The 24,465-nt window shown below is 70.7% G+C and carries 24 protein-coding genes and 1 tRNA gene; 13 read left to right on the top strand and 12 right to left on the bottom strand.

Translation table 11 applies throughout. From position 1 onward, the window contains the following. Positions 1 to 162 precede the first annotated feature (162 nt). Positions 163 to 750, top strand: a complete 588-nt coding sequence (locus tag ABH920_RS28680) for a hypothetical protein (RefSeq protein WP_370352274.1) — start codon at positions 163 to 165, stop codon at positions 748 to 750. Positions 751 to 799: 49 nt separating this feature from the next. Here the strand turns inward: ABH920_RS28680 and ABH920_RS28675 are convergent, their stop codons facing one another. Then, positions 800 to 1,615: a class II aldolase/adducin family protein gene (locus tag ABH920_RS28675; protein WP_370352273.1), complete on the bottom strand. Its 816-nt coding sequence runs from the start codon at positions 1,613 to 1,615 to the stop codon at positions 800 to 802. Between the two features lie 85 nt (positions 1,616 to 1,700). Here ABH920_RS28675 and ABH920_RS28670 point away from each other — a divergent pair, with 85 nt between their 5' ends. Then, positions 1,701 to 2,315 carry a TetR/AcrR family transcriptional regulator gene (locus tag ABH920_RS28670; RefSeq protein WP_370352272.1) on the top strand — a complete coding sequence of 205 codons (615 nt, stop codon included), beginning with the start codon at positions 1,701 to 1,703 and terminating at the stop codon, positions 2,313 to 2,315. Between the two features lie 84 nt (positions 2,316 to 2,399). Here the strand turns inward: ABH920_RS28670 and ABH920_RS28665 are convergent, their stop codons facing one another. Continuing rightward, positions 2,400 to 2,765 carry a MerR family transcriptional regulator gene (locus ABH920_RS28665; protein ID WP_370352271.1) on the bottom strand — a complete coding sequence of 122 codons (366 nt, stop codon included), beginning with the start codon at positions 2,763 to 2,765 and terminating at the stop codon, positions 2,400 to 2,402. Positions 2,766 to 2,823: 58 nt separating this feature from the next. On the opposite strand from ABH920_RS28665, the gene ABH920_RS28660 reads away from it, so the two are divergent. Both ABH920_RS28660 and ABH920_RS28655 read left to right on the top strand, forming a co-directional pair. Further along, entirely contained in the window at positions 2,824 to 3,705 is an 882-nt protein-coding gene (locus ABH920_RS28660; protein ID WP_370352269.1) for an NAD(P)-dependent oxidoreductase, read from the top strand. Positions 3,706 to 3,939: 234 nt separating this feature from the next. Next, positions 3,940 to 4,887, top strand: coding sequence for a TIGR01777 family oxidoreductase (locus tag ABH920_RS28655; RefSeq protein WP_370352268.1), 948 nt, complete (start codon positions 3,940 to 3,942; stop codon positions 4,885 to 4,887). Positions 4,888 to 5,184: 297 nt separating this feature from the next. Here ABH920_RS28655 and ABH920_RS28650 read toward each other — a convergent pair whose 3' ends face one another. From ABH920_RS28650 to ABH920_RS28640, 3 genes are all read right to left on the bottom strand, one after another. Then, complete coding sequence (locus tag ABH920_RS28650) at positions 5,185 to 5,484, bottom strand: DUF2218 domain-containing protein (protein ID WP_370352267.1); 300 nt, start codon at positions 5,482 to 5,484, stop codon at positions 5,185 to 5,187. Between the two features lie 92 nt (positions 5,485 to 5,576). Beyond that, positions 5,577 to 6,671 carry an aldo/keto reductase gene (locus ABH920_RS28645; RefSeq protein WP_370352477.1) on the bottom strand — a complete coding sequence of 365 codons (1,095 nt, stop codon included), beginning with the start codon at positions 6,669 to 6,671 and terminating at the stop codon, positions 5,577 to 5,579. A 75-nt stretch (positions 6,672 to 6,746) separates the two neighbouring features. Beyond that, positions 6,747 to 7,937: an Ig-like domain-containing protein gene (locus ABH920_RS28640; RefSeq protein WP_370352266.1), complete on the bottom strand. Its 1,191-nt coding sequence runs from the start codon at positions 7,935 to 7,937 to the stop codon at positions 6,747 to 6,749. Positions 7,938 to 8,217: 280 nt separating this feature from the next. Here ABH920_RS28640 and ABH920_RS28635 point away from each other — a divergent pair, with 280 nt between their 5' ends. Next, positions 8,218 to 9,507 (top strand): adenosylmethionine--8-amino-7-oxononanoate transaminase, encoded by a 1,290-nt coding sequence (locus ABH920_RS28635; protein WP_370352265.1) that lies wholly within the window; start codon positions 8,218 to 8,220, stop codon positions 9,505 to 9,507. A 176-nt stretch (positions 9,508 to 9,683) separates the two neighbouring features. Here the strand turns inward: ABH920_RS28635 and ABH920_RS28630 are convergent, their stop codons facing one another. Continuing rightward, positions 9,684 to 10,460, bottom strand: coding sequence for an SDR family oxidoreductase (locus tag ABH920_RS28630; RefSeq protein ID WP_370352264.1), 777 nt, complete (start codon positions 10,458 to 10,460; stop codon positions 9,684 to 9,686). Between the two features lie 67 nt (positions 10,461 to 10,527). On the opposite strand from ABH920_RS28630, the gene ABH920_RS28625 reads away from it, so the two are divergent. Beyond that, positions 10,528 to 11,640: a phosphotransferase family protein gene (locus ABH920_RS28625; RefSeq protein ID WP_370352263.1), complete on the top strand. Its 1,113-nt coding sequence runs from the start codon at positions 10,528 to 10,530 to the stop codon at positions 11,638 to 11,640. Between the two features lie 160 nt (positions 11,641 to 11,800). Here the strand turns inward: ABH920_RS28625 and ABH920_RS28620 are convergent, their stop codons facing one another. Then, the gene (locus ABH920_RS28620; RefSeq protein WP_370352262.1) at positions 11,801 to 12,451 is read right to left on the bottom strand and encodes a hypothetical protein; all 651 of its coding nucleotides are present in this window, start codon (positions 12,449 to 12,451) and stop codon (positions 11,801 to 11,803) included. Positions 12,452 to 12,458: 7 nt separating this feature from the next. Continuing rightward, complete coding sequence (locus ABH920_RS28615; RefSeq protein WP_370352261.1) at positions 12,459 to 13,391, bottom strand: hypothetical protein; 933 nt, start codon at positions 13,389 to 13,391, stop codon at positions 12,459 to 12,461. A 254-nt stretch (positions 13,392 to 13,645) separates the two neighbouring features. On the opposite strand from ABH920_RS28615, the gene ABH920_RS28610 reads away from it, so the two are divergent. The 3 genes from ABH920_RS28610 to ABH920_RS28600 all read left to right on the top strand — a co-directional run bounded on the left by ABH920_RS28610 (position 13,646) and on the right by ABH920_RS28600 (position 15,896). Beyond that, complete coding sequence (locus tag ABH920_RS28610) at positions 13,646 to 14,611, top strand: TetR/AcrR family transcriptional regulator (protein ID WP_370352260.1); 966 nt, start codon at positions 13,646 to 13,648, stop codon at positions 14,609 to 14,611. Between the two features lie 184 nt (positions 14,612 to 14,795). Then, positions 14,796 to 15,425 (top strand): DUF6230 family protein, encoded by a 630-nt coding sequence (locus ABH920_RS28605; RefSeq protein WP_370352259.1) that lies wholly within the window; start codon positions 14,796 to 14,798, stop codon positions 15,423 to 15,425. A gap of 3 nt (positions 15,426 to 15,428) precedes the next feature. Further along, complete coding sequence (locus ABH920_RS28600; RefSeq protein WP_370352258.1) at positions 15,429 to 15,896, top strand: DUF6114 domain-containing protein; 468 nt, start codon at positions 15,429 to 15,431, stop codon at positions 15,894 to 15,896. 306 nt (positions 15,897 to 16,202) lie between these two features. On the opposite strand, the gene ABH920_RS28595 is transcribed toward ABH920_RS28600, so the two are convergent. Together ABH920_RS28595 and ABH920_RS28590 are read right to left on the bottom strand one after the other, a co-directional pair. Continuing rightward, complete coding sequence (locus ABH920_RS28595; protein WP_370352257.1) at positions 16,203 to 17,489, bottom strand: FAD-binding oxidoreductase; 1,287 nt, start codon at positions 17,487 to 17,489, stop codon at positions 16,203 to 16,205. After that, positions 17,483 to 18,985, bottom strand: coding sequence for an FAD-linked oxidase C-terminal domain-containing protein (locus ABH920_RS28590; protein ID WP_370352256.1), 1,503 nt, complete (start codon positions 18,983 to 18,985; stop codon positions 17,483 to 17,485). The genes ABH920_RS28595 and ABH920_RS28590 overlap by 7 nt, the downstream gene beginning before the upstream one ends. Positions 18,986 to 19,273: 288 nt before the next feature. Between ABH920_RS28590 and ABH920_RS28585 the strand changes: the two genes are divergently transcribed. After that, positions 19,274 to 20,305, top strand: a complete 1,032-nt coding sequence (locus ABH920_RS28585) for a GlxA family transcriptional regulator (RefSeq protein WP_194906590.1) — start codon at positions 19,274 to 19,276, stop codon at positions 20,303 to 20,305. A gap of 48 nt (positions 20,306 to 20,353) precedes the next feature. Here ABH920_RS28585 and ABH920_RS28580 read toward each other — a convergent pair whose 3' ends face one another. After that, a complete protein-coding gene (locus tag ABH920_RS28580) occupies positions 20,354 to 20,728 on the bottom strand; it encodes a cupin domain-containing protein (protein ID WP_370352255.1) in 375 nt (124 codons plus the stop codon). 124 nt (positions 20,729 to 20,852) lie between these two features. Here ABH920_RS28580 and orn point away from each other — a divergent pair, with 124 nt between their 5' ends. The 3 genes from orn to ABH920_RS28565 all read left to right on the top strand — a co-directional run bounded on the left by orn (position 20,853) and on the right by ABH920_RS28565 (position 23,148). Then, entirely contained in the window at positions 20,853 to 21,494 is a 642-nt protein-coding gene (gene orn / locus ABH920_RS28575; protein WP_370352254.1) for an oligoribonuclease, read from the top strand. A gap of 129 nt (positions 21,495 to 21,623) precedes the next feature. Continuing rightward, positions 21,624 to 21,698, top strand: a tRNA-His gene (locus ABH920_RS28570). Between the two features lie 85 nt (positions 21,699 to 21,783). Continuing rightward, positions 21,784 to 23,148, top strand: coding sequence for a (Fe-S)-binding protein (locus ABH920_RS28565; protein WP_370352253.1), 1,365 nt, complete (start codon positions 21,784 to 21,786; stop codon positions 23,146 to 23,148). A gap of 46 nt (positions 23,149 to 23,194) precedes the next feature. Here the strand turns inward: ABH920_RS28565 and ABH920_RS28560 are convergent, their stop codons facing one another. Then, the gene (locus tag ABH920_RS28560) at positions 23,195 to 24,406 is read right to left on the bottom strand and encodes a hypothetical protein (RefSeq protein WP_370352252.1); all 1,212 of its coding nucleotides are present in this window, start codon (positions 24,404 to 24,406) and stop codon (positions 23,195 to 23,197) included. Between the last annotated feature and the right edge of the window lie 59 nt (positions 24,407 to 24,465).

The following is a 24,465-nucleotide window of genomic DNA, read 5'->3' as shown; positions in this document are numbered from 1 at the left end:
TTCGGCGCCGCTCGCGGTCCGAGGCGTGTGGCCCCGAGGCGTGTGGTTCGGGCGCGGGCTCGGACAGCGCGCCGGCCCGGCGGTTGCCAGTTGTCTTTTGGCAACACTCACCAGGCAACAGCCGCCCACCTTCCTCAGCGTTCTGCGTTACCGTGAACCGATGTGATCCACGCCGTCGTAGCGGTGTTCTCCCTCGTGCTCACGCTGGTGCTGATCGTGCGGCTGACCCCGCGCGGGTGTGCGTGGGCCGTGCAGCGTGCGGTGGTGCGGCTGCCCGGGCCCCGGCGCTGGCACCTGTGGATCGCGGGCCACCAACGCGCGGCCCAGAGCGCGCGGATGCGGCTGGTGCGGCGGACGCGGATCGCGCCCGAGGTGCTGCAGGCCGTGTTCGTCAACGACACCACCGCCGAGTCGGTACGGATCGCCGTCGTCCGGCGCTGCGAGCAGTTGGGCGGGGTCGGGCGCGTGATGCCGTCGGTCGTGGGCGCCTGGGGTCCGACCGACTATGCCTGGCCTCTGACATACGCCGGCGACGCGGTCGTCGTGCAACATGCACTGCGCCGCTGCCTACGTCTGAAGAACCGCACGACGCTGCGCAGCGGCTACGCGCGCCTGGCCCAACTCGCCGGGCTCGAAGCCGTGTGGGCGTTGGAGTTGGAGCACGTCGGCTCGGTGGAGCTCATGGACCCGGTCGTGCGCAGCTCCATGCAGGCCGACGACACCGACGTGCTCCTGGAATGGCTCGACTGACAACACCTGCGCGCCAGTCGCATCGCCACCTCGATCGAAACGCGCTCCCTCAGCCGAACAGGTCCGGGTCCGAGACCGTGATCTGGTCCCACAGCGGCCGCGCCTGGAACCACCCCGCGAAGTGCCCGCCGATCTGTTCGCGCACCATCAGCGCGGTCTCCCGGTCGATCAGCTTCGGCGTCCCGGCCGCCATCGCCAGCAGCTGCGCCTGGCACGAGCGCTCCATCGTCACGAACCACCACACCGCCTCGGCCACCGACTCGCCGACCGTGATCAGACCGTGGTTCTGCAGGATCGCGGCCTTGTAGCCGGCCAGCGCGGCGCCGATGCGCTTGCCCTCCTCGACGTCGCTGGCCACGCCGCCGTACCCGAGGTACAGACCGTGGTCCTCGAAGAAGGCGCACGCGTCCTGCGTGATCGGGTCCAGCGGGATGCCCAGGGAGGCGAAGGCCTTGCCGTGCAGCGAGTGCGAGTGCGCGGCGGCGACGACGTCCGGGCGCGCGCGGTGCACCTCGGCGTGGATGACGAACGCGGCCCGGTTGACGTGGAAGCGGCCCTCCAGGACGTTGCCCTCGTGGTCGCAGCGGATCAGGTCGGAGGCCTTGATCTGGTTGAAGGACTGCCCGAAACCGTTGACCCAGAACGTGTCCGGGAACTCCGGGTCGCGCACCGTGATGTGCCCGGCCACGCCCTCGGAGAAGCCGAACCGCCCGAAGATCCGGAACCCCGCGGCCAGCTGCTCCTTGCGGTACTGGCGCTCGGCCGCGACGTCGTCGAAGGTCGGCGGGACCGGGAAGTAGAGCTCCTGGGCGGAGTTGCCCACGGCCTGCTCGACGTACTCAACGTCCGGTTCGGTGGTGGTCATGGCGGCCCTCCCGGTTATCGGATACATTTCCGTATCGGATGCGTTCCTGTATCGTTGCCGCACCAGGAGGAGGTGTCAAGAACCCGTGCCCAAGGGAACGACGAAGCGCCGGCCGCAGACGTTGGCCAAGCTTCTCGACGCGGCGCTCGAAGCGTTCGCAGAGAACGGGTTCGGCGGCACCCGCATCGAGGACGTCTGCGAACGCGCCGGCTACACGCGCGGCGCCTTCTACTCGAACTTCGCGAGCAAAGAAGAGCTCTTCTTCGCACTCTTCGACCGGCACGCCGAGCGCGTCCTGGAACGCTTCGAGAAACAGGCGGCGGCACTCGGCACGGGACCCCTGACGCTGGCGGACATCGCCGCGGCGCTCGCGGACTTCGACGAGGCCGAGCGCACCTGGTACCTGGTGACGACCGAGTTCACCCTGTCGGCGATCCGCGACCCGGATGCGGCGCAGCGGCTCGCGGAGCACGACGCCGGCCTGCGCGCCGAGGCGGTCCAGCTGCTGGGGGAGCTGCTGACGCGCGCCGGGATGCGGGTGCGTGCCGGAGTGGAGCTGGAGTCGCTGGTCAGGATGCTGATCGCGATTCGCGAGGGCGCGCTGGCGCAGAGCTATGTGGAGCCGGGGGAGCTGCCGCCGGGGACGCTGGAGCGGCTTTTTCTGCCGGCGCTGCTCGGGGCCGTAACCGAGGCTGTTTGACCGGGCTGCCGTACCTCGCCTCCGATATACCTCGCGATCGCTATACCTCGGCGCCGAGGTATAGCGACACCGAGGTATGCCGCTTCAGCCGGCGGCCATCACCAGCGGCCGCCCGATCAGCGAGTCCAGGATGTCCCGCGCCGCCTCCAAGTCCTCGATCTGCTTGCTGATGCGTGCACGCTCGACAGCCAGGCCCTCGTGCAGTTCCGGGCAGCGGCCGGTGAGGACGACGGAGTCGTCGTACACGTTCGGCAGGATCTCGCCGATGGCCGACGTGCCCAGCCCCGCGGAGAGCAGGATGCGGATGCGATGGACGGTCGCGACGCTGCGTTCGTCGTAGATGCGGTAGCCGCTGGGAAGCCGGGCCGGGGCGAGCAGGCCTTGCTCCTCGTAGTAGCGCAGGGCCCGGATCGAGGCGCCGGTGCGGCGGGAGAGTTCGCCGATCTTCATGAAATCAGGAGAACGCAGGGTTGACTCTCACGTCAATGTGAGGCTTTAGCTTCGCGGCATGGACAGTGATGCACAGCAGATCGCAGTACTCGGCCTCGGCCCGATGGGGCAGGCGTTGGCCTCGGCGTTCTCCCGCGCCGGGCATGCGGTGACGGTGTGGAATCGGACGCCGGGGAAGGCTTCGGCGTTGTTGGAGTCGGAGCCGGCTTTCGGGCCGGTCGCGGAGGCCGGCTCGGTCGCGGAGGCGGTTCTCGCGTCCGATGTCGTGGTGGCGTGCCTGATCGACGACGAGGCGGTACGTCGTGTCGTGGACGGCGTCGAGTTCGGCGGGCGTCCGTTGGTGAATCTGACGAGCGGGGATCCCGGCCAGGTGCGGGAGACGGCGGCCTGGGCGGCGTCACGGGACATCGCCTACCTGCCCGGCGCGATCCTCACGCCGACGCCCATGATCGGCACGCCGGCCGGAACGGTCCTGCTGAGCGGCGACCCGAAGGTCCACGCCGTCGTAGCACCGGCGCTGTCGGCCCTCGGCGGACGCGTCGTCCACCTCGGCCCCGATCCGGCCCGCGCGAGCGCCTTCGACGTGGCGCTCCTGGACCTGTTCGCGACCGCGACCAACGGCCTGCTGCATTCCTTCGCCCTGGCCGCCGCCGAGGGGATCGCGCCGACCGAGTTCGCGGCATTCGCCTCCGGCATCGGCGGCCTGCTGCCGGATATGGCGACGCGGTTCGCCGTCCAGATCGAAAGTGGGGACTTCCCCGGTACGCGCTCGACGATCGCCTCCGCGGCATCAAGCATCCGGCACATCGCTGCCGCGGTGCGTGCGCACGGCCTGGACACCGGCATGCTCGACGCCGTGCACGCCGCCATCGACCGGGCCGTCGCGCAGGGGTACGGCGCGGACGGCTTGGGCCGGTTGGCGACGATCTACGGCGCCTAGCCAGCTTTCGCACCTGGTTCTTGGCCTGATCGGCGCCCTAGTTCTCGGCCTAGTTCTCGGCCTGGTCCTCCGGCTGGCTCTCCCTCCGGATCTTCGCCTGGTTCTCCGTCTAGTCGTAGGACCAGGCGCCGAAAGCCTTCCCCGGCAACGGAACCCGACAATCCCGGACCCCGCCTACCTGTGCAAAACCCCCTCCGCTACGATTTGAGCGATCGCTTAAACGGGAGGCGCAAGGTGAAGATCGTGATACCCGGCGGGTCCGGACAGGTCGGCGCGGTGGTCGAGCGTGCGTTCACGGCGGCCGGCCACTCGGTCGTCGTGCTCAGCCGTAACCCGCGGCGGCCGAACGAGGCGCGCTGGGACGGCCGGACACTGGGCGCGTGGGCGGGGGAGATCGACGGGTGCGACGTCGTGCTGAACCTGGCGGGACGCAGCGTCAGCTGCCGCTACACGCCCGCGAACCTCCAGGAGATGATGGATTCGCGCGTGCTGTCGGCCCGCGTGGTCGGCGAGGCGATCGCCCGGGCCGAGCGTCCGCCGCGGGTCTGGCTCCAGGCCAGCACGGCGACCATCTACCAGCACACCTTCGGCGCACCGAACGACGAGGACGGCGTCATCGGCGGCGGCGAGAGCGGCGTGCCGGCGTACTGGGCCTACAGCGTCGAGATCGCGAAGAACTGGGAGCGCGAACAGGCCGAGGCGAACACCCCGCACACGCGCAAAGTGGCGCTCCGCTCCGCGATGGTGATGAGCCCCGACCGCGGCGGCGTCTTCGACTACCTGGCCTGGATGGCCCGCCTCGGCCTCGGCGGCCCGGTGGCGGGCGGACACCAGTACGTGTCCTGGATCCACGCCCACGACTTCGTCGCCGCCCTCGACCACCTCACCACCCACCCCGACCTGACAGGCCCGATCAACCTCGCCGCCCCGAACCCCCTCCCCCAACGCGACTTCATGCGCACCCTCCGCCACGCCTGGGGCACCCCCATCGGCCTCCCGGCGACCCGCACCATGGCCGCCCTCGGCGCCTTCGCCCTCCGCTCCGACACAGAGCTGCTGCTCAAGAGCCGCCGCGTGATCCCCGGCCGCCTCCCCGACACCGGCTTCCGCTTCACCTACCCCCACTGGGACGACGCGGCGCGAGACCTGGTACGCCGGGTGCGCGCCGGCCGGGAGAGTTGATGAGGGCGAATCCGCTGGCACACAGCGAATACGGGCCGCTGTCTACGGCCGTACCTCTGCGGCAGCCGACCGCTCCGCTGTCAGCTGGCCTGATGCCGGGCTGTGCTGCGATGGCTCAGCCAGTCGCAAGCCGCCGAGCCGCCACTTCGCATCAGCTGTACCTGCGCCGGATCCGGGCTGCTATGCGGCTAGCGCGCTCGTCTGCCAGCGCTGCGCACGCCGCGTTCGCCGCCCGCGAGCCCGCCGAGCCTCCCAGCCCCCAGCCCCCAGCCCCCGAGCCCTCAGCCCCCGAGCCGCCTAAACCTCCGCCGAGGCCGACCACTCCACCACCAGCTCGTCCTTCTCCCCGAACCGCACCAAATGCCGCGCCACCACGGCCTCGACCGCTGCGAGGCGTTCGGCGTCCTCGGCGCGGGCCGTCATGCGGAGCGTGCCGGGTTCGGCGGACAGGGTGCAGCCTCCTGAGCTGAAGATCAGTGCGCCGTTCTGGCCGTCTTCCGACTGCTCGGCGTCGACTTCGCGGCCCAGGTGCGAGACCAGCTGCTTCAGATAGCGCGCGGGGCGGTCTGTGGCGACGGTGGCGACTGATTCGATCATGCTGCGATTATCTCCGCTCGGGCCGGGATCCGCGGGTGCTGCCGTCCACCCGCGGATCCCGGTTTCGTTCACTCGGCCGAATCGTCCGTCGGCTACGACTGCGAACCCGACTCCGAACCCGACTCCTCAGCAGCCGCCGCGGCCCTGTCTCCGACCCCGCGCCGCCGCAGTGCCTTCTCGCTCAGTGCCGGGGGCAGCCAGCCGCCGCCGTCCTGGACCCACGCCAGGTCCGTGCCCGGGGGCACGATCTCGTCGATGCGGTCCAGGGTCGCGTCGTCCAGGACCAGGTGCTGGCCGGCCAGGGAGGACTCCAGCTGCTCCATCGTGCGTGGGCCGATGATCACCGAGGTCACCGCGGGGTGCGCCAGTGGGAACGCCGTCGCCAGCTGCGGGAGGGTGACGCCCAGGTCGTCGGCGAGCTTCACCAGGTCCTCGACCGCGTCGTACTTCGCGGCGTTGGCCGGCAGGGTGGGGTCGAAGCGGTCGGCGCGCAGGGCGGCGCGGCCGGCGGTGAAGTCCACGTCCGTGCCGCGGCGGTACTTGCCGCTCAGGAAGCCCCAGGCCAGTGGGCTCCAGGTGAGGACGCCCATGTTCAGCCGCTGGGCGGTGGGCAGGAGTGCGCGCTCGATGTCGCGGGACAGGATCGAGTACGGCGGCTGCTCCGTGCGGAACTTCATCAGGCCGCGGCGCTCGGCCACGTGCCAGGCCTCGACGGTCTGCTCGGCCGGGAACGTGGAGCTGCCGAAGGAGCGGATCTTGCCGGCGCGCACCAGGTCGGTCAGGACGCCGAGGGTCTCCTCGATGTCCGTCTTCGGGTCCGGCCGGTGGATCTGGTACAGGTCGATCCAGTCCGTCTGCAGTCGCCGCAGGCTGTCCTCGACGGCGCGGGTGATGTAGCGCCGGGAGTTGCCGCCGTGGTTGCGCTCGCCGTCCAGGGAGAAGTGGACCTTGGTGGCCAGCACGACGTCGTCCCGCCGGCCCTTCAGGGCCTTGCCGACGATCTCCTCGGACTCCCCGGTGGAGTACATGTCCGCGGTGTCGACGAAGTTGATCCCGGCGTCCAGCGCGGCGTGGATGATCCGCTCGCCGTCGGCGTGGTCGGGGTTGCCGATCGCGCCGAACATCATGGTGCCGAGTGCGTAGGTGCTCACTTCGATGCCGGTGGCACCGAGGACGCGGTAGTTCATCGTCATGATTGGGACGCTACGACCTGGAGTCGACTCCAGGTCAAGCGCGCACCGTCCCGGACCGGCGGCGAAAGCCTAAGCCTTCACCGCGCTCCCGCTCAGCCACTGGTTCCAGTTCTCCTGCCAGTCTCCATAACCGTTGCCCGGCGCGACGGTCTTCGGCGAGTTCACCACCTGCACCAGGTCCCCGGGCAGGGTGCTCTGGAACAGCCAGGCCGCGCGGTCGGTCGACAGCCCGACACACCCGTGGCTGACGTTCGCATAGCCCTGCGATCCGACCGACCACGGCGCGGCGTGGATGTACGTGCCCGAATACGTCAGGTGGATCGCCCACTGGACGTTCGGGATGTCGTACGCGTCGCCGAACCCGACGGTGCGCGACTGCATGTGCACCGACGCCGCCTTGTCGATGACCGCCATGGTCCCGCCCCAGGTGTCGTCCCCCGGCTTGCCGCCGGTGACCGGCATCGAGCGGATCACCTTGTCGTTGTCGTAGACCGTCATCTCGTGCTTGGACAGGTCCACCAGCGAGAGCTGCTTGCGCCCGACGTTGAAGGCGAACGAGGTGTCGCTGCCGCCGTACTGCCCGGCCCCGGCCGGCACGCCGTCCAGGTTCAGCGACACCCGGACCTTGGTGCCGGGCTGCCAGTAGCTCTCCGGGCGCCAGTCCAGGCGCGCGTCCGACAGCCAGCTCCAGTGCCCCGGCTGCGGCGGGTCGGTCTGCACGACCAGCGCCTTCTCCACCGCCGCGCGGTCGGTGACCGGGTGCGTGAACTGCACCAGGATCGGCATGCCGACGCCGACCAGGTCGCCGTTCTGCGGCTCGGTGGTCTGGAACTTCAGCTGGCTGTCGGCCGTGGGGGAGAAGGTGGTGAACGACGAGCTCCGGGTCACCTGGGTGCCGTCGGAGGCGACGCCGATCGCCGTGAGCGTGTACTTGGTGTGCGTCCGCAGATGGTCGTCCGCGGTCCACACGGTGCCCTCCGGGTTCAGCGACCCCGGCACGGCGTTCCCGTCCGGCGCGGCCAGCGTGACCGCGGCCAGCTTCTCCCCGGACTGCGCCGTGACGCTCACCGGCACCTCGGTCCGGATGCCGGTGGCGCCGTCGGTCGGCACGCTGGTCAGCGGAATCGGCGTGGCCACCGGCTGTACGGTGGCGTTCGCGGTGCCCGGCACGGCGGCCGAGCCGAGGGCCCCGCCGAGCAGCGTGGCGACGGCGGCGACGCCGAGGGTCCGGCGGGTGTGGCGCGGGGTCCCGGTGCGCACTCTGGTCTTCCTCAGGTTCGTGGCGGATGAGCGGTGCATACCGATACATGTGCGCCGCTTCCTCCTCATATATGCCGATCGATGAGCCGAACGGCGGAAGGCGCACCGAGTTGTCCCCCGGAAGTTTGAACGGGGGTGGGTAGTGTCTCGTTGATCGTCTGTCCGACGGCCTGCCCGACGCCCTGCTCGGCCGTCTGCCCCGGCGCCCCGCGCCCCGCTCGTTCGGCCCCGTGACGAGCGCCGGTGGGAGCCGCGCACACCGAAGTGTTTTCATAGCCCGGTGACCGACGCACTGCCCTGGACCCCCGAACTCGCCGCCGCGGACCGCGACAAGGTCTGGCACCCCTACGCCCCGATGCCCTCGGTGGTCGAGCCCTTCCCGGTGGTCGGCGCCGACGGCGTCCGCATCCGCCTGGCCGACGGCCGCGAACTGGTCGACGGCATGGCCTCCTGGTGGTCGGCGATCCACGGCTACCGCCACCCGGTCCTGGACCAGGCGGTCCGCGACCAGCTGGACTCCATGGCGCACGTGATGTTCGGCGGCCTCACCCACGCCCCGGCCGTCCGCCTCGCCGAACGCCTGACCGCGATGGCCCCGGCCGGCCTGGAGCACGTGTTCTTCGCCGACTCCGGCTCGGTCTCGGTCGAGGTGGCGATCAAGATGTGCCTGCAGTACCAGCGCTCGCAGGGCCACGCGTCCCGCACGCGCCTGATGACGGTGCGCGGCGGCTACCACGGCGACACCTTCGGGGCGATGGCCGTGACGGACCCGGCGGGCAGCATGCACCAGCTCTGGGCCGACGTGCTGCCCGAGCACGTCTTCGCCGACCGCCCGCCGAAGACCCTCACCGAGGAGTACGCCGCACACCTGGCGCGGCTGGCGGCCCGGCACGCCGACACGCTGGCGGCGATCATCGTCGAGCCGGTCGTGCAGGGCGCCGGAGGCATGCACTTCTACGACCCCGAAGTGCTGAAGGTACTGCGCGCGCTGTGCGACGAGCACGGCCTGCTGCTGGTCTTCGACGAGATCGCCACCGGCTTCGGACGCACCGGCGAGCTGTTCGCCGCCGGGCACGCCGCCGTCAGCCCGGACATCATGACCGTCGGCAAGGCACTGACCGGCGGCTACATGACGCTGGCCGCGGTGCTGTGCACGACCCGCGTCGCCCACGGCATCTCCAGCGGCGAGGCCCCGGTGCTGATGCACGGGCCGACGTTCATGGCCAACCCGCTGGCGTGCGCGGCGGCGTACGCCTCGACCGGGCTGCTGCTGGAAGGCACGTGGCGCGAACAGGTCGCCGGAATCGGGAAGCTGCTCACGGAGCACCTGGAACCGGCGCGCGAGCTGCCGGGCGTGGCGGACGTGCGGGTGCTGGGGGCCATCGGGGTGATCGAGATGGAGCAGCCGACGGACATGCGCGTGGCGACCGGGGCGGCGATGGCGCAGGGGGTGTGGATCCGGCCGTTCGGGAAGCTGCTGTACGTCATGCCCCCGTACGTGACGGGGGAGGAGGACGTCGCGCGGATCGCGGCGGGGTTGGTGGCCGCGGCTCGGGCTTCGGGGGAGTGAGGTCGGCGGCCGGGGCGGTGCCGGCGGAGTGAGGTCGGTGGTCAAGGCCGTGTCGGCGGCCGGGGCCGTGTTGGTGGTCAAGGCGGTGTCAGTGGCGCGCGCTATACGTATACAAGGGGCGAAAACGTCCTAACAGAATGCGCGATCATCGCCCCCACCGCCCCAGCCTCCCACTCTCAAATCCCACCCTTGATCATCGCCCCACCATCCACCACCAGCACCTCCCCGGTGATCCACGAAGCCAGCTCGCTCGCCAAGAACAGCGCCGCGTTCGCAATATCCTGCGGCTCCCCCAGCCGCTCCAGCGCCCACGGGTACTTCGCGTCCGGCTCCGCGCCCTCCCACAGCATCCGCGCGAACTCCGTCTTCACCAGCCCCGGCGCGATCGCGTTCACCCGCACCGCCGGCGCCAGCTCGCCCGCCAAGTGCTTCGTCTGATGGATCAGCGCCGCCTTCGTGGTGCCGTAGACGCCCAAGGGGTCGTTGAACTGCAGCCCGCTGACCGACGACAGGTTGATCACGCACCCGCCGGGCCGCTCCGCCTCCGGGTTCATCGCCTGGCGCCAGGCCTCCTGGGTCCAGATCAGCGGGCCGCGCAGGTTGACCTCGACCGTCTTGTCGAAACGCGGGGGGTCCACGTCGATCACGTTGCCGAAGTGCGGGTTCGTCGCGGCGTTGTTGACCAGGATGTCCAGGGTGCCGAAGGTGTCGACGGCGAACTTCACGCAGTCGTGCGCCGCCTGCGGGTCGCCGGCGTGCGCGGCGAACGGCAGTACCTGGGCGTCCGGGACCTGGGCTCGGATCTCCTCGGCGGCGCGCTCCAGGCCGTCGAGCTTGCGGGAGCTGATCACCACCCGGGCGCCGCAGGCCGCGTAGGTGGCCGCGATGGCCTGGCCGATGCCGCGGGAACCGCCGGTCACCAGGGCGACCTTGCCGTCGAGTCGGATGTCCACAGGTTGCTCCTTCGTGCTGCAGTCTTCGCTCTTCCGCGACGGAACGATAGGCCATACCTTTCGAAGGGTGACAGACCCCGCCGCGCCCGCCCTGTCCGGGCTCGACCCGGCCGCCGTCGCCGGCTACCTCGCCGCCGTCCCGCACGTGGAGGCCCGACCCCCGCTGACCGCCGAGCTGATCGCCGGCGGTCTTTCCAATCTCACCTACGAACTCCGCGACGCCGACGGCCGCGCCTGGGTGCTGCGCCGCCCGCCGCTCGGGCACGTCCTGCCCACCGCGCACGACATGCGCCGCGAGTTCCGCGTGATCTCCGCGCTGCACGGCACCGGTACCGTGCCGGTGGCGCGCGCCCACGTGCTGTGCGAGGACCCGGACGTGATCGGTGCGCCGTTCTACGTGATGGAGAAGGTCGACGGCGTGGTGCTCCGGACACGCGAGCAGTGCGCGGCGCTCACCGCGGAGCAGCGGCGCTCGGTCGGCGAGAGCCTGGTCGACGTGCTGGCCGCGCTGCACGCCGTCGATCCGGCGCAGGTGGGACTGGCCGATTTCGGGCGCCCGGAAGGGTATCTGCACCGGCAGCTGGACCGGTGGGACCGGCAGTACGCGTCATCGCAGAGCCGAGAGATCAGGGGCCTGTTCGAGCTCGGCGACGGCCTGCGCGCCGCCGTCCCGGTGACTCAGCGCTCGACGATCCTGCACGGCGACTACCGGCTGGACAACGTGATGATGCGGCTGCCCGGTGTTCCGGACGGAGCTAGGAACACGCCCGCAAACCCAGGCGGGCCACCAGATCGCCCCGCCGTCGCCGCCGTCTTCGACTGGGAGATGTCCACCCTCGGCGACCCGCTGGCCGACCTCGGCCTGCTGCTCACCTACTGGGAGGATCCCGGCCACCCGCCGAAGGACATCCTCGCGGCCAGCGGCGGCGGCCTCACCAACCAGGAGGGCTTCCCCGGCAGCCGCGAGATCGTCGACCGCTACCAGAGCGCGACCGGCCTGATCGTCGACGACCTCGACTGGTACATCGCCTTCAGCCACTACAAGCTCGCGGTGATCCTGGAGGGCATCCACTACCGCCACGAGCACGGCCTGACCCTCGGCGAGGGCTTCGAACGCGCCGGGGCGGCGGTTCCCGGGTTGGTCGAGCTCGGCCGCCGCTATCTGGACAAGACCAGATAGCGCGCACGAGGCAGGGAACACAGCGCAAAAAAGGCGTAAAAACCCCAGTACAACACAAGAAGCGGAGGAGCCCGGAGCCCGACCGGGCCCCTCCGCTTGTGGGGCGGTTCAGCGTATTGGTTGTGCGGGCTCGCTGCCAGTTTCCGCCCGGTAGCTTCCCTTAATTGACGTACACCGCCTGGTTGCTCTGCGAGGAGTCCAGCACCGGACCGACGCCGCCGCTGAACGTGCCGTTGCTCGGGCACAGCCCGGAGCCGCTGATCAGGTTGACGTTCTGGGTCGCGAAGCTGATCGACTTGCTGACGTTCGACAGCGCGCCGTCGATCTCGGTGACCGAGCCGGTGGTCCCGTAGTCACACGTGACGTCGCCCAGGAACGAGGACAGCGTGACCTGCTCGTCCAGGTTGGTGACCTTCAGCTTCGGGCTGGAGCCGTCCACGACGGTGCCGTTCGCCGCGCCGTTGATCTCCACGCTGACCACGCCGAGGGTGCCGCCGATGGTGGTGCTGCAGTTCGCCGGGTCGGCGTGCAGGCCGGTGATGGACTCGGTGGCGTTTCCGGAGCCGACCGCCGGGTTGGCGGTGACGCCGGCGGTGAACGAGCCGGTGCTGCAGTCGATGGTGCCGCTGCTGGTGGTGAAGATGAAGTCGCTGTTGATCGCGCCGGTGAGGGTGTCGCCGACGTTCGCGTTGGTGCCGCCGGCGCTGCCGACGGTCAGCACGCCGCCGGTGCTGGCGCCGGCCTGGCCGGCCGCGCCGAGCACGAGGCCGGCGGCGGCCAGAGCGGTCAGGGCGAGGGTACGGGTGCGCATGACGGACTCACTTTCTGGTGGCGTTGATGGCGTTGATCAGATCGCTGTCGCTGTTGTCGACGGCGAGGGCGGTGGTGACCGAGGAGAGCGTGATCGCGTTGTGGCCGGCCGCCGAGGGCAGGCCGAACAACAGGTTCACGATCCAGTCGGCGGTGTCGAACAGGCCGCAGCCGTTGGCCGAGGGCACCGGCAGCGCGTTGTCGTTCAGCGTCGCGCCGTTGAAGCCGACGATCGTGGGCTTGAAGCCGTTGGGGTCCCGGCCGATGGAGATGGTGCCGGTGCTGCCCTTGACCGGCTGGTTCGGCGGCGGCGGGCTCGTGGTCCCGGCCGTCGGGCTGAGCAGGATCGGGGCACTGTCGGAACCGACGTAGCAGTCGGAGCCGAGGAACAGGTTCATCAGATGGAGCTTGATCGGCAGCTGGAACAGCGGGTAGTTCTCGCCGGCGGACAGCGGGGCGAAGTTCGTGATCGGCCCGGCCAGCTCGATCTGCACGATGGCGCTGGTGACGCCGGGCCAGAAGTTGGACAGGCCGGGGATCGGCACGTCCAGCGGGCTGGCCTGGAGCTCGTCGCCGTCGGTCGGGGACACGGTGGAGAACAGCTGCGCGACCGTCTTGTCCGGGAACGTGACCGTCGGGCCGCCCTTGGCCCAGGTGACGCCGAACGTCACGGTCATCGGTGAGCTGAAGTTCACCTGAGTGGAACCCACAGAAAACCCGCCACCGCCTATGGTGGCCACCACGCAGCCGACCACGGCCTGGTTCGGGTCCTGCATCTGGGTGCTGGAGGTGGGGCACGTGCCCATGCCCGTGTACGGGCCCGAAGGCTGCCCGGTCGCCGCGGCGGACGGCGAGGCGGCCACGGCGACCAGCGCCAGGGCGGCCGCGACCGCGGCGGCTGTACGTGTTCTGAACCGATGGAACAGGCCTGGGACAGCCATGTTCACGCTCCCTCGTCAGCGGGGATGTCAGATGAGCGGGGACTGCGTCGACGACGACGCCGGGGAGAAGCAAGATCGAGAAGGCGTTTGTGCAGATCCAAGAGCGCTCTTGCGGGGGTCGAGCAGGGACTTTCAGGGGTCGAGTACGGATTTTCAGGGGTCGAGTACAGATCACACTCTGATACCGGCCGGTAACAAAACCCGTGGGAGTTGTAACTCTGCGGGGTTCTCCAGTCAAGCCCCCGGGGGAGAAGATGCCTGTTTCACCCGTTCTGACCCCGCTGCCCGGCGCGCGTTCGCCGCGTGATCCGCAGCGGGCTATCAAACGCGGGCCCAGCCGGGTGCCGCGCGAGCAGGTCGTGGCGACGCAGCGGGACCGGCTGTACGACGGCTTGGTGCGCACGGTCGCCGAACGCGGATACGCGAACGCCTCGGTCAGCGATATCTGCCGGGTCTCCGGCGTCACGCGGCCGGCTTTCTACGAGCACTTCGAGAGCAAGCAGGGCGCCTTCCTGGCCGCCTACCGGCATGGGACGGACGTGCTGTTCGCCATGCTGCGGCATGCTTTTCGCGACGCGGTCGACATCGACGAGGTCGTGGACGGTGCGGATGGCTCGGGTGCCGTGGATGACTCGGATGACGCGGGTGCCGCCGCCGGCGCGGGCGCTTCCGCCGATGCCGCCGGCGCGTATGCCGACGCCGACGACGTCACCGCGCACGCGGCCGACGGCACGGCGCACGCCGCCGAAATCCCTTGCCCCGCCGCCGACTACGAGACCGACGTCGAGACGTGGACCCGTGCCACCAGCGCGGTTCTCAGTGTCCTGCTGGACGTCCTGGCCAGCGTCCCGGCCTTCGCCACGGCCGCGATCGTCGAGATCGACGCCGTCGGCCCGGCCGGCCGCCAGGCCCGCTCCGAGCGGCTGCGCGACTTCGAGGCCTTCTTCGCCCTGGCGCCGGCCACGCCGCCGGCCGTGGACCGCGGGGAGCTGGTGAACGCGGTGGTTGCCGGCGCGTACGGCACCCTCTACCGGTACATCGCCAACGGCCGCACGACCGAACTGCCGAACCTGCTGCCCGGTCTGGTCTATTTCGTCGTCGCACCCTTCGTCGGCCCCGAGATCGCCGCGAAGGCCTCGCACGCCGCGCTGGCAGATCATCCCCGCTCGGTCGCACCGTGCGTCCCGCCGCAGGCCGACGCCGGTGTCGGCAGCGACTGAATCAGCGCACGAAGAATCAGGTACCGAACGGTTGACCGATTCAAAACCCTGAGAGTATGTTACCCGTCAGTCACCTAGCAGGTGACTCATGTCACATTCCAGCTGTGCCGGTGCTGGTTCCATCTCGTCCAGGCGATCGCGCCGGCATCACCCGCGCCTGGTGACAGGAACGGAAAGGAGCCGAATGGCGACGAAATCCGTCAAGGCCGAAGGCAAAGTCCGCTACCGTCGCGCCGCGATACCCGGGATGGCCGCCCTGGCCACCACCGGCGCGCTCGTGATCCTGACGGCGCAGGGCGCCCTCGGCGTGCAGTTCGCGATCTCGGGCATGCCGTTCGTGGTGACCGCGAGCCACCTGCACGGGTCGAACTTCGAGCAGTTCGCCGGGCTCGACACGACCCTGCTCAACAGCCAGAACAAGTGCGACAACCCCTGGCTGAAGAGCTCGAACTGCCAGGCCCTGGTGATGACCTCGGTCATCGGCGACGCGCAGATCACCAACCTGTGCCAGAGCGTCCACCTGCCCGGGATCGACCTGGTGATCAGGGCGGGCGACAAGGGCACCCCGGTGCACGCCAGCAACCTGATCCTGGACTCCACGGACCTGTCCGGCGACGCGACCTTCCAGAACATCCAGATCGGCCGCGACGCGTCCAACCTGTCCGAGGACACCCAGGTGGGCCCGAAGTACAGCTTCGGCCAGCAGGCGGACACGGTCGACATCGACAACGTCCGCCAGGACAGCTACGCGACCACCGCTTCGACGTTCACCCTGCCGGGCCTGAGCATGAGCTTCCAGAGCACGGGCTGCTGAACGGTGACCGAGCATGAAGAAGGCGCGCTCCTCTTCCCGGAGGCCCCGGCCCCCGAGGAACACCGAGGAGCGCGCCGTGCCTTCCGGCACTGGCGCCGCACCCGGCCGTTCTGGGGCGGACTGCTGGTGATCCTCGGCGGCGGCGAGATGCTGCTGCTGTACCACGCCGCCATGAAGGCCAGCATCCACATGGGCCTGTACGGCCTGGCCGGCTACGCGGTCCCGGTCCTGCTGGTGGTCCTGGGCCTGTGCCTGATCTTCGACCCCCAGCACCGCGTCTTCTACTCGGTCCTGTCCCTGCTGTTCGCCGCCGCCAGCTGGATGACCAGCAACCTCGGCGGTTTCCTGATCGGCATGCTGCTGGCCATGGTCGGCGGCTCGCTGGCGTTCGGCTGGACCGAGGCGGAGCAGGCGGAGGAGCAACCCGCGCAGCAGATGGAGAACGTGACCGAAGGACTGCCGACCGCCTGAGGCGCGCCGCCGGTGGGCTTCGGTGCAAGCAGGGCCAAGCGTGTTGCCCTGGCGCGGCGTTTTCGCGCGATGGGTAGGGCCGCCCCACCCAAAGGGGGCCACCAACCTCAAAGGAGAGCGCGCGCCAACGAATCCTCAGCCAGCATCGGCGCCGGCGGCGGTCGCGGTCAACGCCGGCGGCAGGACTCGCCGAGGAAGTTGCGCCGAACGTGGGCGTGGCGGCGACGAACGGCGCGGCCTGCGACGCCGTCCGGCAGCGTCACGCCCGCGTCCGGCTCAGGCCCTCAGCCCCGCGCCCCCAACCCCTCAGAACCAAGGCGCAAACCGCCCCGGAGCAAACCGATTCTCCGGATCAAAGTTCGCCTTCACCCGCCGCATCACCTCAACGCTCCCCGGCGCGCGCCCCCAGGACTCCACCATCGCGTCGACCCCCGGGCGCCGCCTCCGCAGCATCACGAACCCGCCGACCGCCTCGACCGAGGCGCGCCAGTTCTTCACCACCTCCGCGTGCGCCTTCGCGTCCGCGCCCGTGATGCGCACCGTGTACGCACCGGTCGCCGGGCTGCAGGTCAGCAGTGCCTTGACCCCTGCCCGGTCCGCCCACGCCGACAGCGCGCCGACCAGCGCCGGGTCGACGCCGGGCCGGGTCGCGGCGCGGAGCACCGTGTCTCCGGGTTCTGCGACGACGCGGGCCGCGTGCGACTCCCAGAAGCTGTGCGCCTCGCCCGCGTCCAGTTCTGCCAGGCTCCCTGTGAGCATCGAGCGCGCGGAAGCCGCGCGGGCCGCCGCGCCGTCGGCGGTTCCGTCGAAGCGCACCGCCAGCACCTGCTCCGGTTCGCACCACTCCACCGCCGTCGGTTCGACCGCCGACTTCGTCAGCGCCCACGTCAGGCGCTGCGCCGTCGCGGTGTCGACGTCGCGTGCCATCACCGTGCGCGAGGCCTGGGGGAGCGGGTGCACCCGCAGTACGAGCTCGACCACCACCCCCAGGGTGCCCAGCGATCCGTGGCACAGCTTCGCCAGGTCGTAGCCGGCTACGTTCTTGATGACGTGCCCGCCGCTCTTGGCGATCGCGCCGTCCGGGAACACCATCGTCGCGCCGATGACCAGCTCCCGCAGCGAGCCGTACGCCATGCGCCGGGGCCCGGCGTCGCCGGTGGCCAGCAGCCCGCCGATCGTCGCCTCCGAGCGCGCCGGGTCGTACGGCAGCCACTGGCCGTGCTCGGCCAGCTCCTCCTGCAGCACGTCCAGCCGGATCCCGCCCTGGACGTGCACGGTCATGTCCGCGGGCCGGTAGTCCAGCACCCGGTCCATGCCGGCCAGCGACACCGTGGTGCGCGCGTCGCGCACCGGCGCGCCCCACGTGGTCGCCGTCCCTGTGCCCCGTATCAGCACCGGGCCGTTCGTGGTGACGGCGTCGCGCAGGTCCTTCACCGTCGTCGGCGTGATCGAGCGCGGGCTGGACGACGCCTCGAAGGTCGGCGTGCCGTCGGCCGACGAGTTCTGGCCCGCCGACGAGCCGCCGCCGGACGAATGCCCGCCGGATGAATGCCCGCCGGGCGTGGAAGCGGAGGACGATGATGCGCCTACCATCTCTGGATCTTTCCGGTCTCTTCGAGCGGGTGCGGCTGATAGGCCCCGCCCCTGGCCTCGCCGCACAACGCGGGAGTCGGGAACACCTTGTTGGGGTTGCACAGCCCTGACGGGTCGAACGCGGCACGCAGACGGTCCATCGCCGTCAAGTCCGCGGGGGAGAACATTTTGGGCATCGAGCACGCTTTGTCCACGCCGATCCCGTGCTCGCCGGACAGCGAGCCGCCGAGCGCGACGCACAGCTCCGCGATCGCCGCGGCGAGCGCTTCGGCGGCCGGACCCTCGCCGTCCGATTCGCGGTACAAAACGAGCGGATGGAGGTTTCCATCGCCCGCGTGGAACACATTGGCAACACGCAACCCTGCGGCCGAAGAAAGGTCCGCAATTCCGGCCAATGCCTCAGCAAGGCGGGTCCGCGGTACGACTCCGTCCTGCAAAAGGAATTCCGGAGAGAGCCGTCCCATGGCCGCGAAGGCGGCTTTTCGGCCGGCCCAGATCGCCGCGCGCTCGGCGTCGTCGGCGGCGATGCGCAGCCGGGTGCAGGCGTGCTCCGAACACAGGGCGCTGACCTGCTCGAACAGCTCCGCGCACTCCTCGCCGGGGCCGTCCAGCTCGATGATCAGCGAAGCCGCGGCCTCCCGGTCGTAGCCGGCGTGCACGGCGTCCTCACAGGCGCGAATGGCCAGGTTGTCCATCATTTCGATGGCCGCGGGCACGATCCCGGCGGCGATGACCGCGCTGACCGTCTCGCAGGCCGAGGGCACGTCCGGGAAGTCCGCGACCAGCGTCCGGACGACCTCGGGTTTGCGCAGCAGCCGCACCGCGATCCGGGTGGCGACGCCGCACGTTCCCTCCGCGCCGACGAACACTCCGCGCAGGTCATAGCCGGGGGCGTCATAACAAGGTGCTTCTATGTCATCCGAGCCCAGGACCACCGTCGAGCCGTCCGGCAGCACCGTTTCGACCGCGAGCACATGATGCGAGGTGAAGCCGTATTTCAGGCAGTGCGCACCGCCGGAGTTCTCCGCGACGTTGCCGCCGATCGTGCACACCACCTGCGACGACGGGTCCGGCGCGTAGTAGAGCCCGTATCCGGCGACGGCCGCGCTGATCGACAGGTTGGTCGCGCCCGGCTCCACGACGGCCACCATCCGGTCCGGATCCACATCAAGTATGCGGTTGAGCTTTGCCAATGCGATGACGACCCCTGATTCAGTCGGCAGCGCGCCCCCGGACAAACCGGTCCCGGCGCCGCGCGCGACGTAGGGCACGCCGTGCCGCAGACAGGCGCGGACGATCGGCGCGACCTGGGAACGGTCGGCGGGCAGCAGCACCAGACCCGGCAGCACGCGGTGCGAGGTGAGCGCGTCGGTCTCGTACGCGCGGCGTTCGGCCGCCACGGCCAGCACCCGGAGGCTGGGACCGCACTCGCGGCGCAGGTCAGCCAGTACCGCGTCGAGCTTTCGCCGCCGGTCCGCCGCGGCTTGCGCATCCATCGGCCGTGCCCCCTTTCCGCCGTCCCCCGCGTCGTGATGGATCACCACATGATGATTGGTGAGGCCACCCAGATTATTAATAGATCAACACAGATCACCATTGTGCGCCACCGCCGCGAGCCCCGGCGGGGCCTGGAGCGCGGGTGGACACCCGTGCCCCGATCATGTATGTGTTCTGATAATCACCGGCCCGGCACGGCTTCCGCTCCAAGTCGCTTTTGCCTTTGCGCACAAAGGAAAATGGCTCGTTCCGACGATCCATCTGGACCAGAGAGGTCAGCCCGCCGAATGACACTGACTGCCCCCCGCCCGCGCCTGGCCCCCACGCGCGACCGGGGTACCGTCGCCGTCCTGCTGTTCCGGGACGCCCCCTTGTTCGAGTCGTCGATCCCGATCTCGGTGTTCGGCGTCGACCGGCGCGTCATGGGCCTGCCGTACTACCGGTTACTGGTGTGCGCCGGGGAGGCCGGGCCGTTGGCCACCACCGGCTCCCTGCGGATCTCCACGCCGTTCGGGCTGTCGGGGGCCGACCAGGCCGGCACCGTGATCGTGCCGGCGTGGCGGGCGCCGGGCGAGCGGCCCCCGGAACCGGCGCTGGCCGCGGTGCGCAAGGCTCACAAGGAGGGCGCGCGGCTGGCCGCGTTCGACTCTGGGGTCTTCGTCCTCGCCGCGGCCGGCGTCCTGGACGGCCGAGGGGCCACCACGCACTGGATGTACGCGCCGGCCCTGGCCCGCCACCACCGCAGGGTGAAGGTGGACGCCCGCTCGATGCAGATCGACCACGGCGACGTGGTCACCGGGGCGGGCGCCGCGGCCGGCCTGGATCTGTGTCTGTACCTGGTCCGGATGGACCACGGGGCCGAAGCCGCCAGCGCGCTGGCCCGCCGCCTGGTGGTGGGCCCGGGACGGCGCAGCGGCCAGGCCGCCTACTTCGACCGCCACCTGCCCTCCGAACTCGGCGCCGGCACGCCGATCGGCGACGCGATGTCCTGGGCCCTGGACCACCTGGCCGAACCCTTCGACGTGGACGAGTTCGCCAAACACTCCGCGATGTCCCGCCGGACCTTCGACCGCCGCTTCCTGGAGGTCACCGGCACCACGCCGCTGCGCTGGGTGAACTCCCAGCGCGTGATCGCCGCCCAGCGCATCCTGGAGTCCACCGACCTGCCGGTGGACGAGGTGGCCCGGCGCTCCGGGTTCGCCTCGGGTCCGGCGATGCGCGCCAACTTCCTGCGGGTGCTCGGCACCCAGCCCGCGCGCTATCGCGAGGCCTACCTGGCGTCCCGGGCCAGGGGCGGCCGCGAGGGCCGCGACGGGTAGGACCCGTTCCGGACGGACCCGTTCCGGACGGACCCGCTCCCACCGGCCCTACTGAGCCCACGGCGGCGCGAACGCCGCGCCGCCGACGGTCGCGTTCATCCCGGCGGACGTCACGGCGGTGAGCACCGCCGGGCTCTCGGTGCTGGCGTTGCCCAGCCGCAAGGTGGTGTGCGGCGGCACGATGACCGCGTCTCCGGGGCCGGCCTGCACCTCGCGCTCGCCGACGGTGGCCGAGACGGCGCCGCTGACCACGACGAACACCTCCTCGCGGTCCATGGTGTGCGGCTGGCTGCGGGCGCCGGGCTCCAGGTCCAGGGCCCAGATCGCCAGTTCGGTGCTGCCGCGCGAGGGGACCGCGAGCGGGCGGAAGGTGAAGCCGTCGAGGTCGAATCGCGGGGCCTCGGCGAGGGTGGACAAGGGCATGGCTGACTCCTGGTTCTCAGTAATGGTCAACGGGGTTGTCGATCTGAGCCTAGAGCGCCGTCGGTCAAATGGTCAACACAGTTGTCGATCCCGCTCCCACTCCCACCCCCACTAGGGTGGGAGCATGAGTGACAGGCTGGTGTGGATCGACTGCGAGATGACCGGGCTCGACCTGGACAAGGACGCTCTGATCGAGGTGGCCGTCCTGGTCACGGACTCGGAGCTGAACGTCCTGGGGGACGGGGTCGACGTGGTGGTCGCCCCACCGGCCGACGACCTGCCGGGCCTGCTGGCCGGCATGGTGGACGTGGTCCGCGACATGCACACTTCCTCCGGCCTGCTGGAGGAGCTCGCGGACGGGATCCCCATGGCCGAGGCCGAGGAGCGCGTCCTGGCCTATGTCCGTGAGCACGTCCCGGAGGCCGGCAAGGCGCAGCTGGCCGGCAACTCCGTCGGCACCGACCGCGGCTTCCTGGCCCGCGACATGCCCGATCTCGAACAGCACCTGCACTACCGCATCGTGGACGTCTCCTCGATCAAGGAACTGGCCCGCCGCTGGTACCCGCGCGTCTACTTCAACGCCCCGAAGAAGACCGGCAACCACCGCGCCCTCGGCGACATCCGCGACTCCATCGCCGAACTCCGCTACTACCGCGACGCGATCTTCGTCCCGCAGCCCGGCCCGGACTCGGAGACCGCGCGCACCCTGGCCGGCCGGATCGAGGCCGAGGAGGCCGCCGCCGCGGCGGCACGTGCGGAGTCCTGACCTCCCGATCGGGTCCTTCGGGACCCGGGCGAAAGGGTTGTGCGGAGCACCGCCGGATCCATGTATGCTTGGCGGTGCCAGCGCGGCGCGGGACCCGGGAGACCGGAGTCCACCGACGCGACGGTGCATGGTGGGCGTAGCTCAGTTGGTAGAGTCCTGGGTTGTGATCCCAGTTGTCGCGGGTTCGAGCCCCGTCGCTCACCCTCCATGGAGCGGTCCCTGATCTCGGTGAACGAGAGCAGGGGCCGCTTTTCTGTCATCTGGATCTTCTGATCAGTACACTCCCATCATGGGCGAGAACCTGGACGACCTCACCGCCAAGTGCGTCCACTGCGGCTTCTGCCTCCCGGCCTGTCCCACCTACGCCCTCACGGGTGACGAGAACGACTCCCCGCGCGGCCGCATCCACCTGATCCGCCAGGTGATCGAGGGCCAGGCCGAACTCGACGACGCCGTCGCCGAACACGTCGACTCCTGCCTGGGCTGTCTGTCCTGCGTCAGCGCGTGCCCCTCCGGCGTCCAGTACGACCGGATCATCGAGGAGTTCCGCCCCGAGGTCGAGCAGGCCTACGCCGAGCACCGCGGCGACCGGGCCTTCCGGGAACTCGTGTTCGGCCTGTTCCCGCACCCGGCACGGCTGCGGGTCGCGGCGCTCGGCGCGGTCGCGTACCGCCGGACGGGTGGTGCGGCGCTGGTCCGTTCCAGTGGACTGCTGCGGCGCTTCCCCAAGCTCGGCGCCATGGAGGCGCTGATGCCGGAGACCACGCTGCGCAAGGCGTGGCGCAGGCTGCCGGCCAGCAGCCAGCCGCAGGGGGAGCGGCGCGCGATCGTCGGCATGATCTCCGGCTGTGTGCAGCGCGTGTTCTTCGGCGACGTCAACGCCGCGACCGTGCGGGTGCTGCAAGCCGAGGGCTGCCACGTCATGGTGCCGGAGCAGGGCTGCTGCGGCGCGCTGTCGCTGCACGCGGGGCGCGAGGAGGAGGCCAAGCGCTACGCGCGGCGGCTGATCGACGCCTTCCGGCGCCCGGTGTCCGCCACGTCCGTGACGGTGCCGCTGGGCAACCTCGACGCGGTCGTGGTCAACGTCGCCGGCTGCGGCTCCACGCTGAAGCAGTACGGCGAACTGCTCGCCGACGACCCCGAGTACGCCGAACCGGCCGCCGAGTTCGCCGCGAAGATCCGCGACGTCTCCGAAGTCCTGGCCGACCTCGAACCCCGCGCCGAACGCCACCCGATCGAAGCCCGCGTCGCCTACCACGACGCCTGCCACCTGGCGCACGGCCAGGGCGTCCGCGCGCAGCCGCGCAAGCTGTTGAACGACGTCCCGGGCCTGGAAGTGGTCGAGCCGGCGGAGGCCGCGTTCTGCTGCGGCTCGGCGGGCGTGCACAACCTGGTGCGACCGGAGGCCGCGGAGGAACTGGGACGGCGCAAGGCCGAGCGGGTCCGGGCCACGGACCCCGACCTGGTCGCCACCGGCAACCCCGGCTGCCTGCTGCAGATCCAGCGGCACCTCGGCGACGACACCCCGGTGCTGCACCCGATCGAGATCATCGACGCCTCGATCCGGGGGTTGAGGCTCAACCCGGCGCGGATGCGGCCGCGCGATGCGGCGGGTGGCTCGGCGCGCGACTCAGCCGGTGATTCAGTCGGCTGAGTAGCCGCTCAGTCCGACGTGGCCCGCTTCGCCCGACGTGTCCCGCTCAGTCCGACGTCGCCCGCTCGATCCGTCGTCGCTTCCACGCCGGCCACCACCGGTCCAGCAGGAAGTACGTGATGATGCCCAGGCTGATCGCCACCAGGTGCTCGCGTCCGGCCAGGTTCGGCAGGATCGCCGCCTCGCCGCCCATCGACACCGCGGTCAGCGCCACCACCCAGTACGTCCGCAGCCGCAGCGCCAGGTAGATCAGCAGCGACACCACCGCTACCGAGGGGCCGGTGTCGACCTGGAAGTTGTCGATCTGCGGGGTGCCGATGTGCAGCCAGTTGCTGGCGTAGACCATCACCCGGGCGGCCATCGAGGTCACCGCGCTGGTGATCATCGCGATCGCGATCATCTTCTTCCAGCCCAGCCAGCACTCCGCGATCCCGAAGGCGATCAGCACCTGCGCCATCGCGCCCCAGGCCGGCAGGTCCGGGGCCGGGGCGAACAGGGACAGCGGGAGCTGGGGGAGCAGCTTCCAGATCGGCTCGCCCTGGCGCACGCCGGCGACGTCCAGCACGAACGCCAGCCCGGTGGGCCGGATCAGCTCCAGGATCCACAGCACGCCGATGGTCGCCACGCAGATCAGCGTGGCCGGGATGGCCAGCAGGTGCTTCGTGCGGACCTCGCGGACCGGGACCGAGAAGAAGACGACCATGTCGTGGGCGAAGGTGCGGGCCACGGCCGTGGCGGCGCGGACCACCGGGTTGCGCTGGGGCGCGGCGTCCGGGTCGGCATCGGCGAGGAACGCGTCGGCGGCGCCGTTCGCCTCCGCGGCGCGGTCCGCGTCGACGGCCAGGTCCGCGGCCGCGACGGCGGCGGCGGCCTGCGGGTCCAGGGCGAGCACGGAGCTGGTTTCGGCGTCGGTCTTGGCGTCGGTCTTGGCGTCGGTTTCGGCATCGGCGTCGGCATTGGCAGCGCCGTCGGCGGCGGGCTTCGCGCCGGCGGCCGTGCGATCGGCCTCGGCGGCCGTGCGGTCGGCCTTGGCGGCGAGCCCCGGAGCTGCGGCTGCGGCGGCAGCCTGCGGGTCCAGGGGGAGCGCGCCATCGGTGCCCGTGGCCGTGTCGGTCGCAGCCTCGGCATCCGCGGTCCGGACGGGGTCGCCGCCGACGGCGGCGCCGGGTGCCTCCACTGCGCCCCCGGGTTCGCGAGCTGTGCCGGAACCGGCGTCGAGCGGGTCCTGCGCCCTGTCGGTCACGGTCTCATTCGCCATCGTCGTCCCCCCGGATCGGTAGCCGTGGCGTCCGGCATGGGCGGATGCGCTGGAAATTC

It is taken from the genome of Catenulispora sp. EB89, assembly GCF_041261445.1.
Classification (GTDB): Bacteria; Actinomycetota; Actinomycetes; order Streptomycetales; family Catenulisporaceae; genus Catenulispora.
This window is presented reverse-complemented; position numbering and strand designations above follow the sequence as displayed.

Excerpts from the sequence above, each read along its gene's own strand:
- ABH920_RS28615 (WP_370352261.1), bottom strand. The coding sequence starts at position 13,391 with ATGGCTGTCCCAGGCCTGTTCCATCGGTTCAGAACACGTACAGCCGCC.
- ABH920_RS28650 (WP_370352267.1), bottom strand. The coding sequence starts at position 5,484 with ATGATCGAATCAGTCGCCACCGTCGCCACAGACCGCCCCGCGCGCTAT.
- ABH920_RS28595 (WP_370352257.1), bottom strand. The coding sequence starts at position 17,489 with ATGGTAGGCGCATCATCGTCCTCCGCTTCCACGCCCGGCGGGCATTCA.
- ABH920_RS28560 (WP_370352252.1), bottom strand. The coding sequence starts at position 24,406 with ATGGCGAATGAGACCGTGACCGACAGGGCGCAGGACCCGCTCGACGCC.
- ABH920_RS28645 (WP_370352477.1), bottom strand. The coding sequence starts at position 6,671 with ATGAACTACCGCGTCCTCGGTGCCACCGGCATCGAAGTGAGCACCTAC.
- ABH920_RS28585 (WP_194906590.1), top strand. The coding sequence starts at position 19,274 with ATGACACTGACTGCCCCCCGCCCGCGCCTGGCCCCCACGCGCGACCGG.
- ABH920_RS28590 (WP_370352256.1), bottom strand. The coding sequence starts at position 18,985 with ATGGATGCGCAAGCCGCGGCGGACCGGCGGCGAAAGCTCGACGCGGTA.
- orn (WP_370352254.1), top strand. The coding sequence starts at position 20,853 with ATGAGTGACAGGCTGGTGTGGATCGACTGCGAGATGACCGGGCTCGAC.
- ABH920_RS28660 (WP_370352269.1), top strand. The coding sequence starts at position 2,824 with ATGGACAGTGATGCACAGCAGATCGCAGTACTCGGCCTCGGCCCGATG.
- ABH920_RS28675 (WP_370352273.1), bottom strand. The coding sequence starts at position 1,615 with ATGACCACCACCGAACCGGACGTTGAGTACGTCGAGCAGGCCGTGGGC.
- ABH920_RS28665 (WP_370352271.1), bottom strand. The coding sequence starts at position 2,765 with ATGAAGATCGGCGAACTCTCCCGCCGCACCGGCGCCTCGATCCGGGCC.
- ABH920_RS28610 (WP_370352260.1), top strand. The coding sequence starts at position 13,646 with ATGCCTGTTTCACCCGTTCTGACCCCGCTGCCCGGCGCGCGTTCGCCG.
- ABH920_RS28605 (WP_370352259.1), top strand. The coding sequence starts at position 14,796 with ATGGCGACGAAATCCGTCAAGGCCGAAGGCAAAGTCCGCTACCGTCGC.
- ABH920_RS28620 (WP_370352262.1), bottom strand. The coding sequence starts at position 12,451 with ATGCGCACCCGTACCCTCGCCCTGACCGCTCTGGCCGCCGCCGGCCTC.
- ABH920_RS28565 (WP_370352253.1), top strand. The coding sequence starts at position 21,784 with ATGGGCGAGAACCTGGACGACCTCACCGCCAAGTGCGTCCACTGCGGC.
- ABH920_RS28580 (WP_370352255.1), bottom strand. The coding sequence starts at position 20,728 with ATGCCCTTGTCCACCCTCGCCGAGGCCCCGCGATTCGACCTCGACGGC.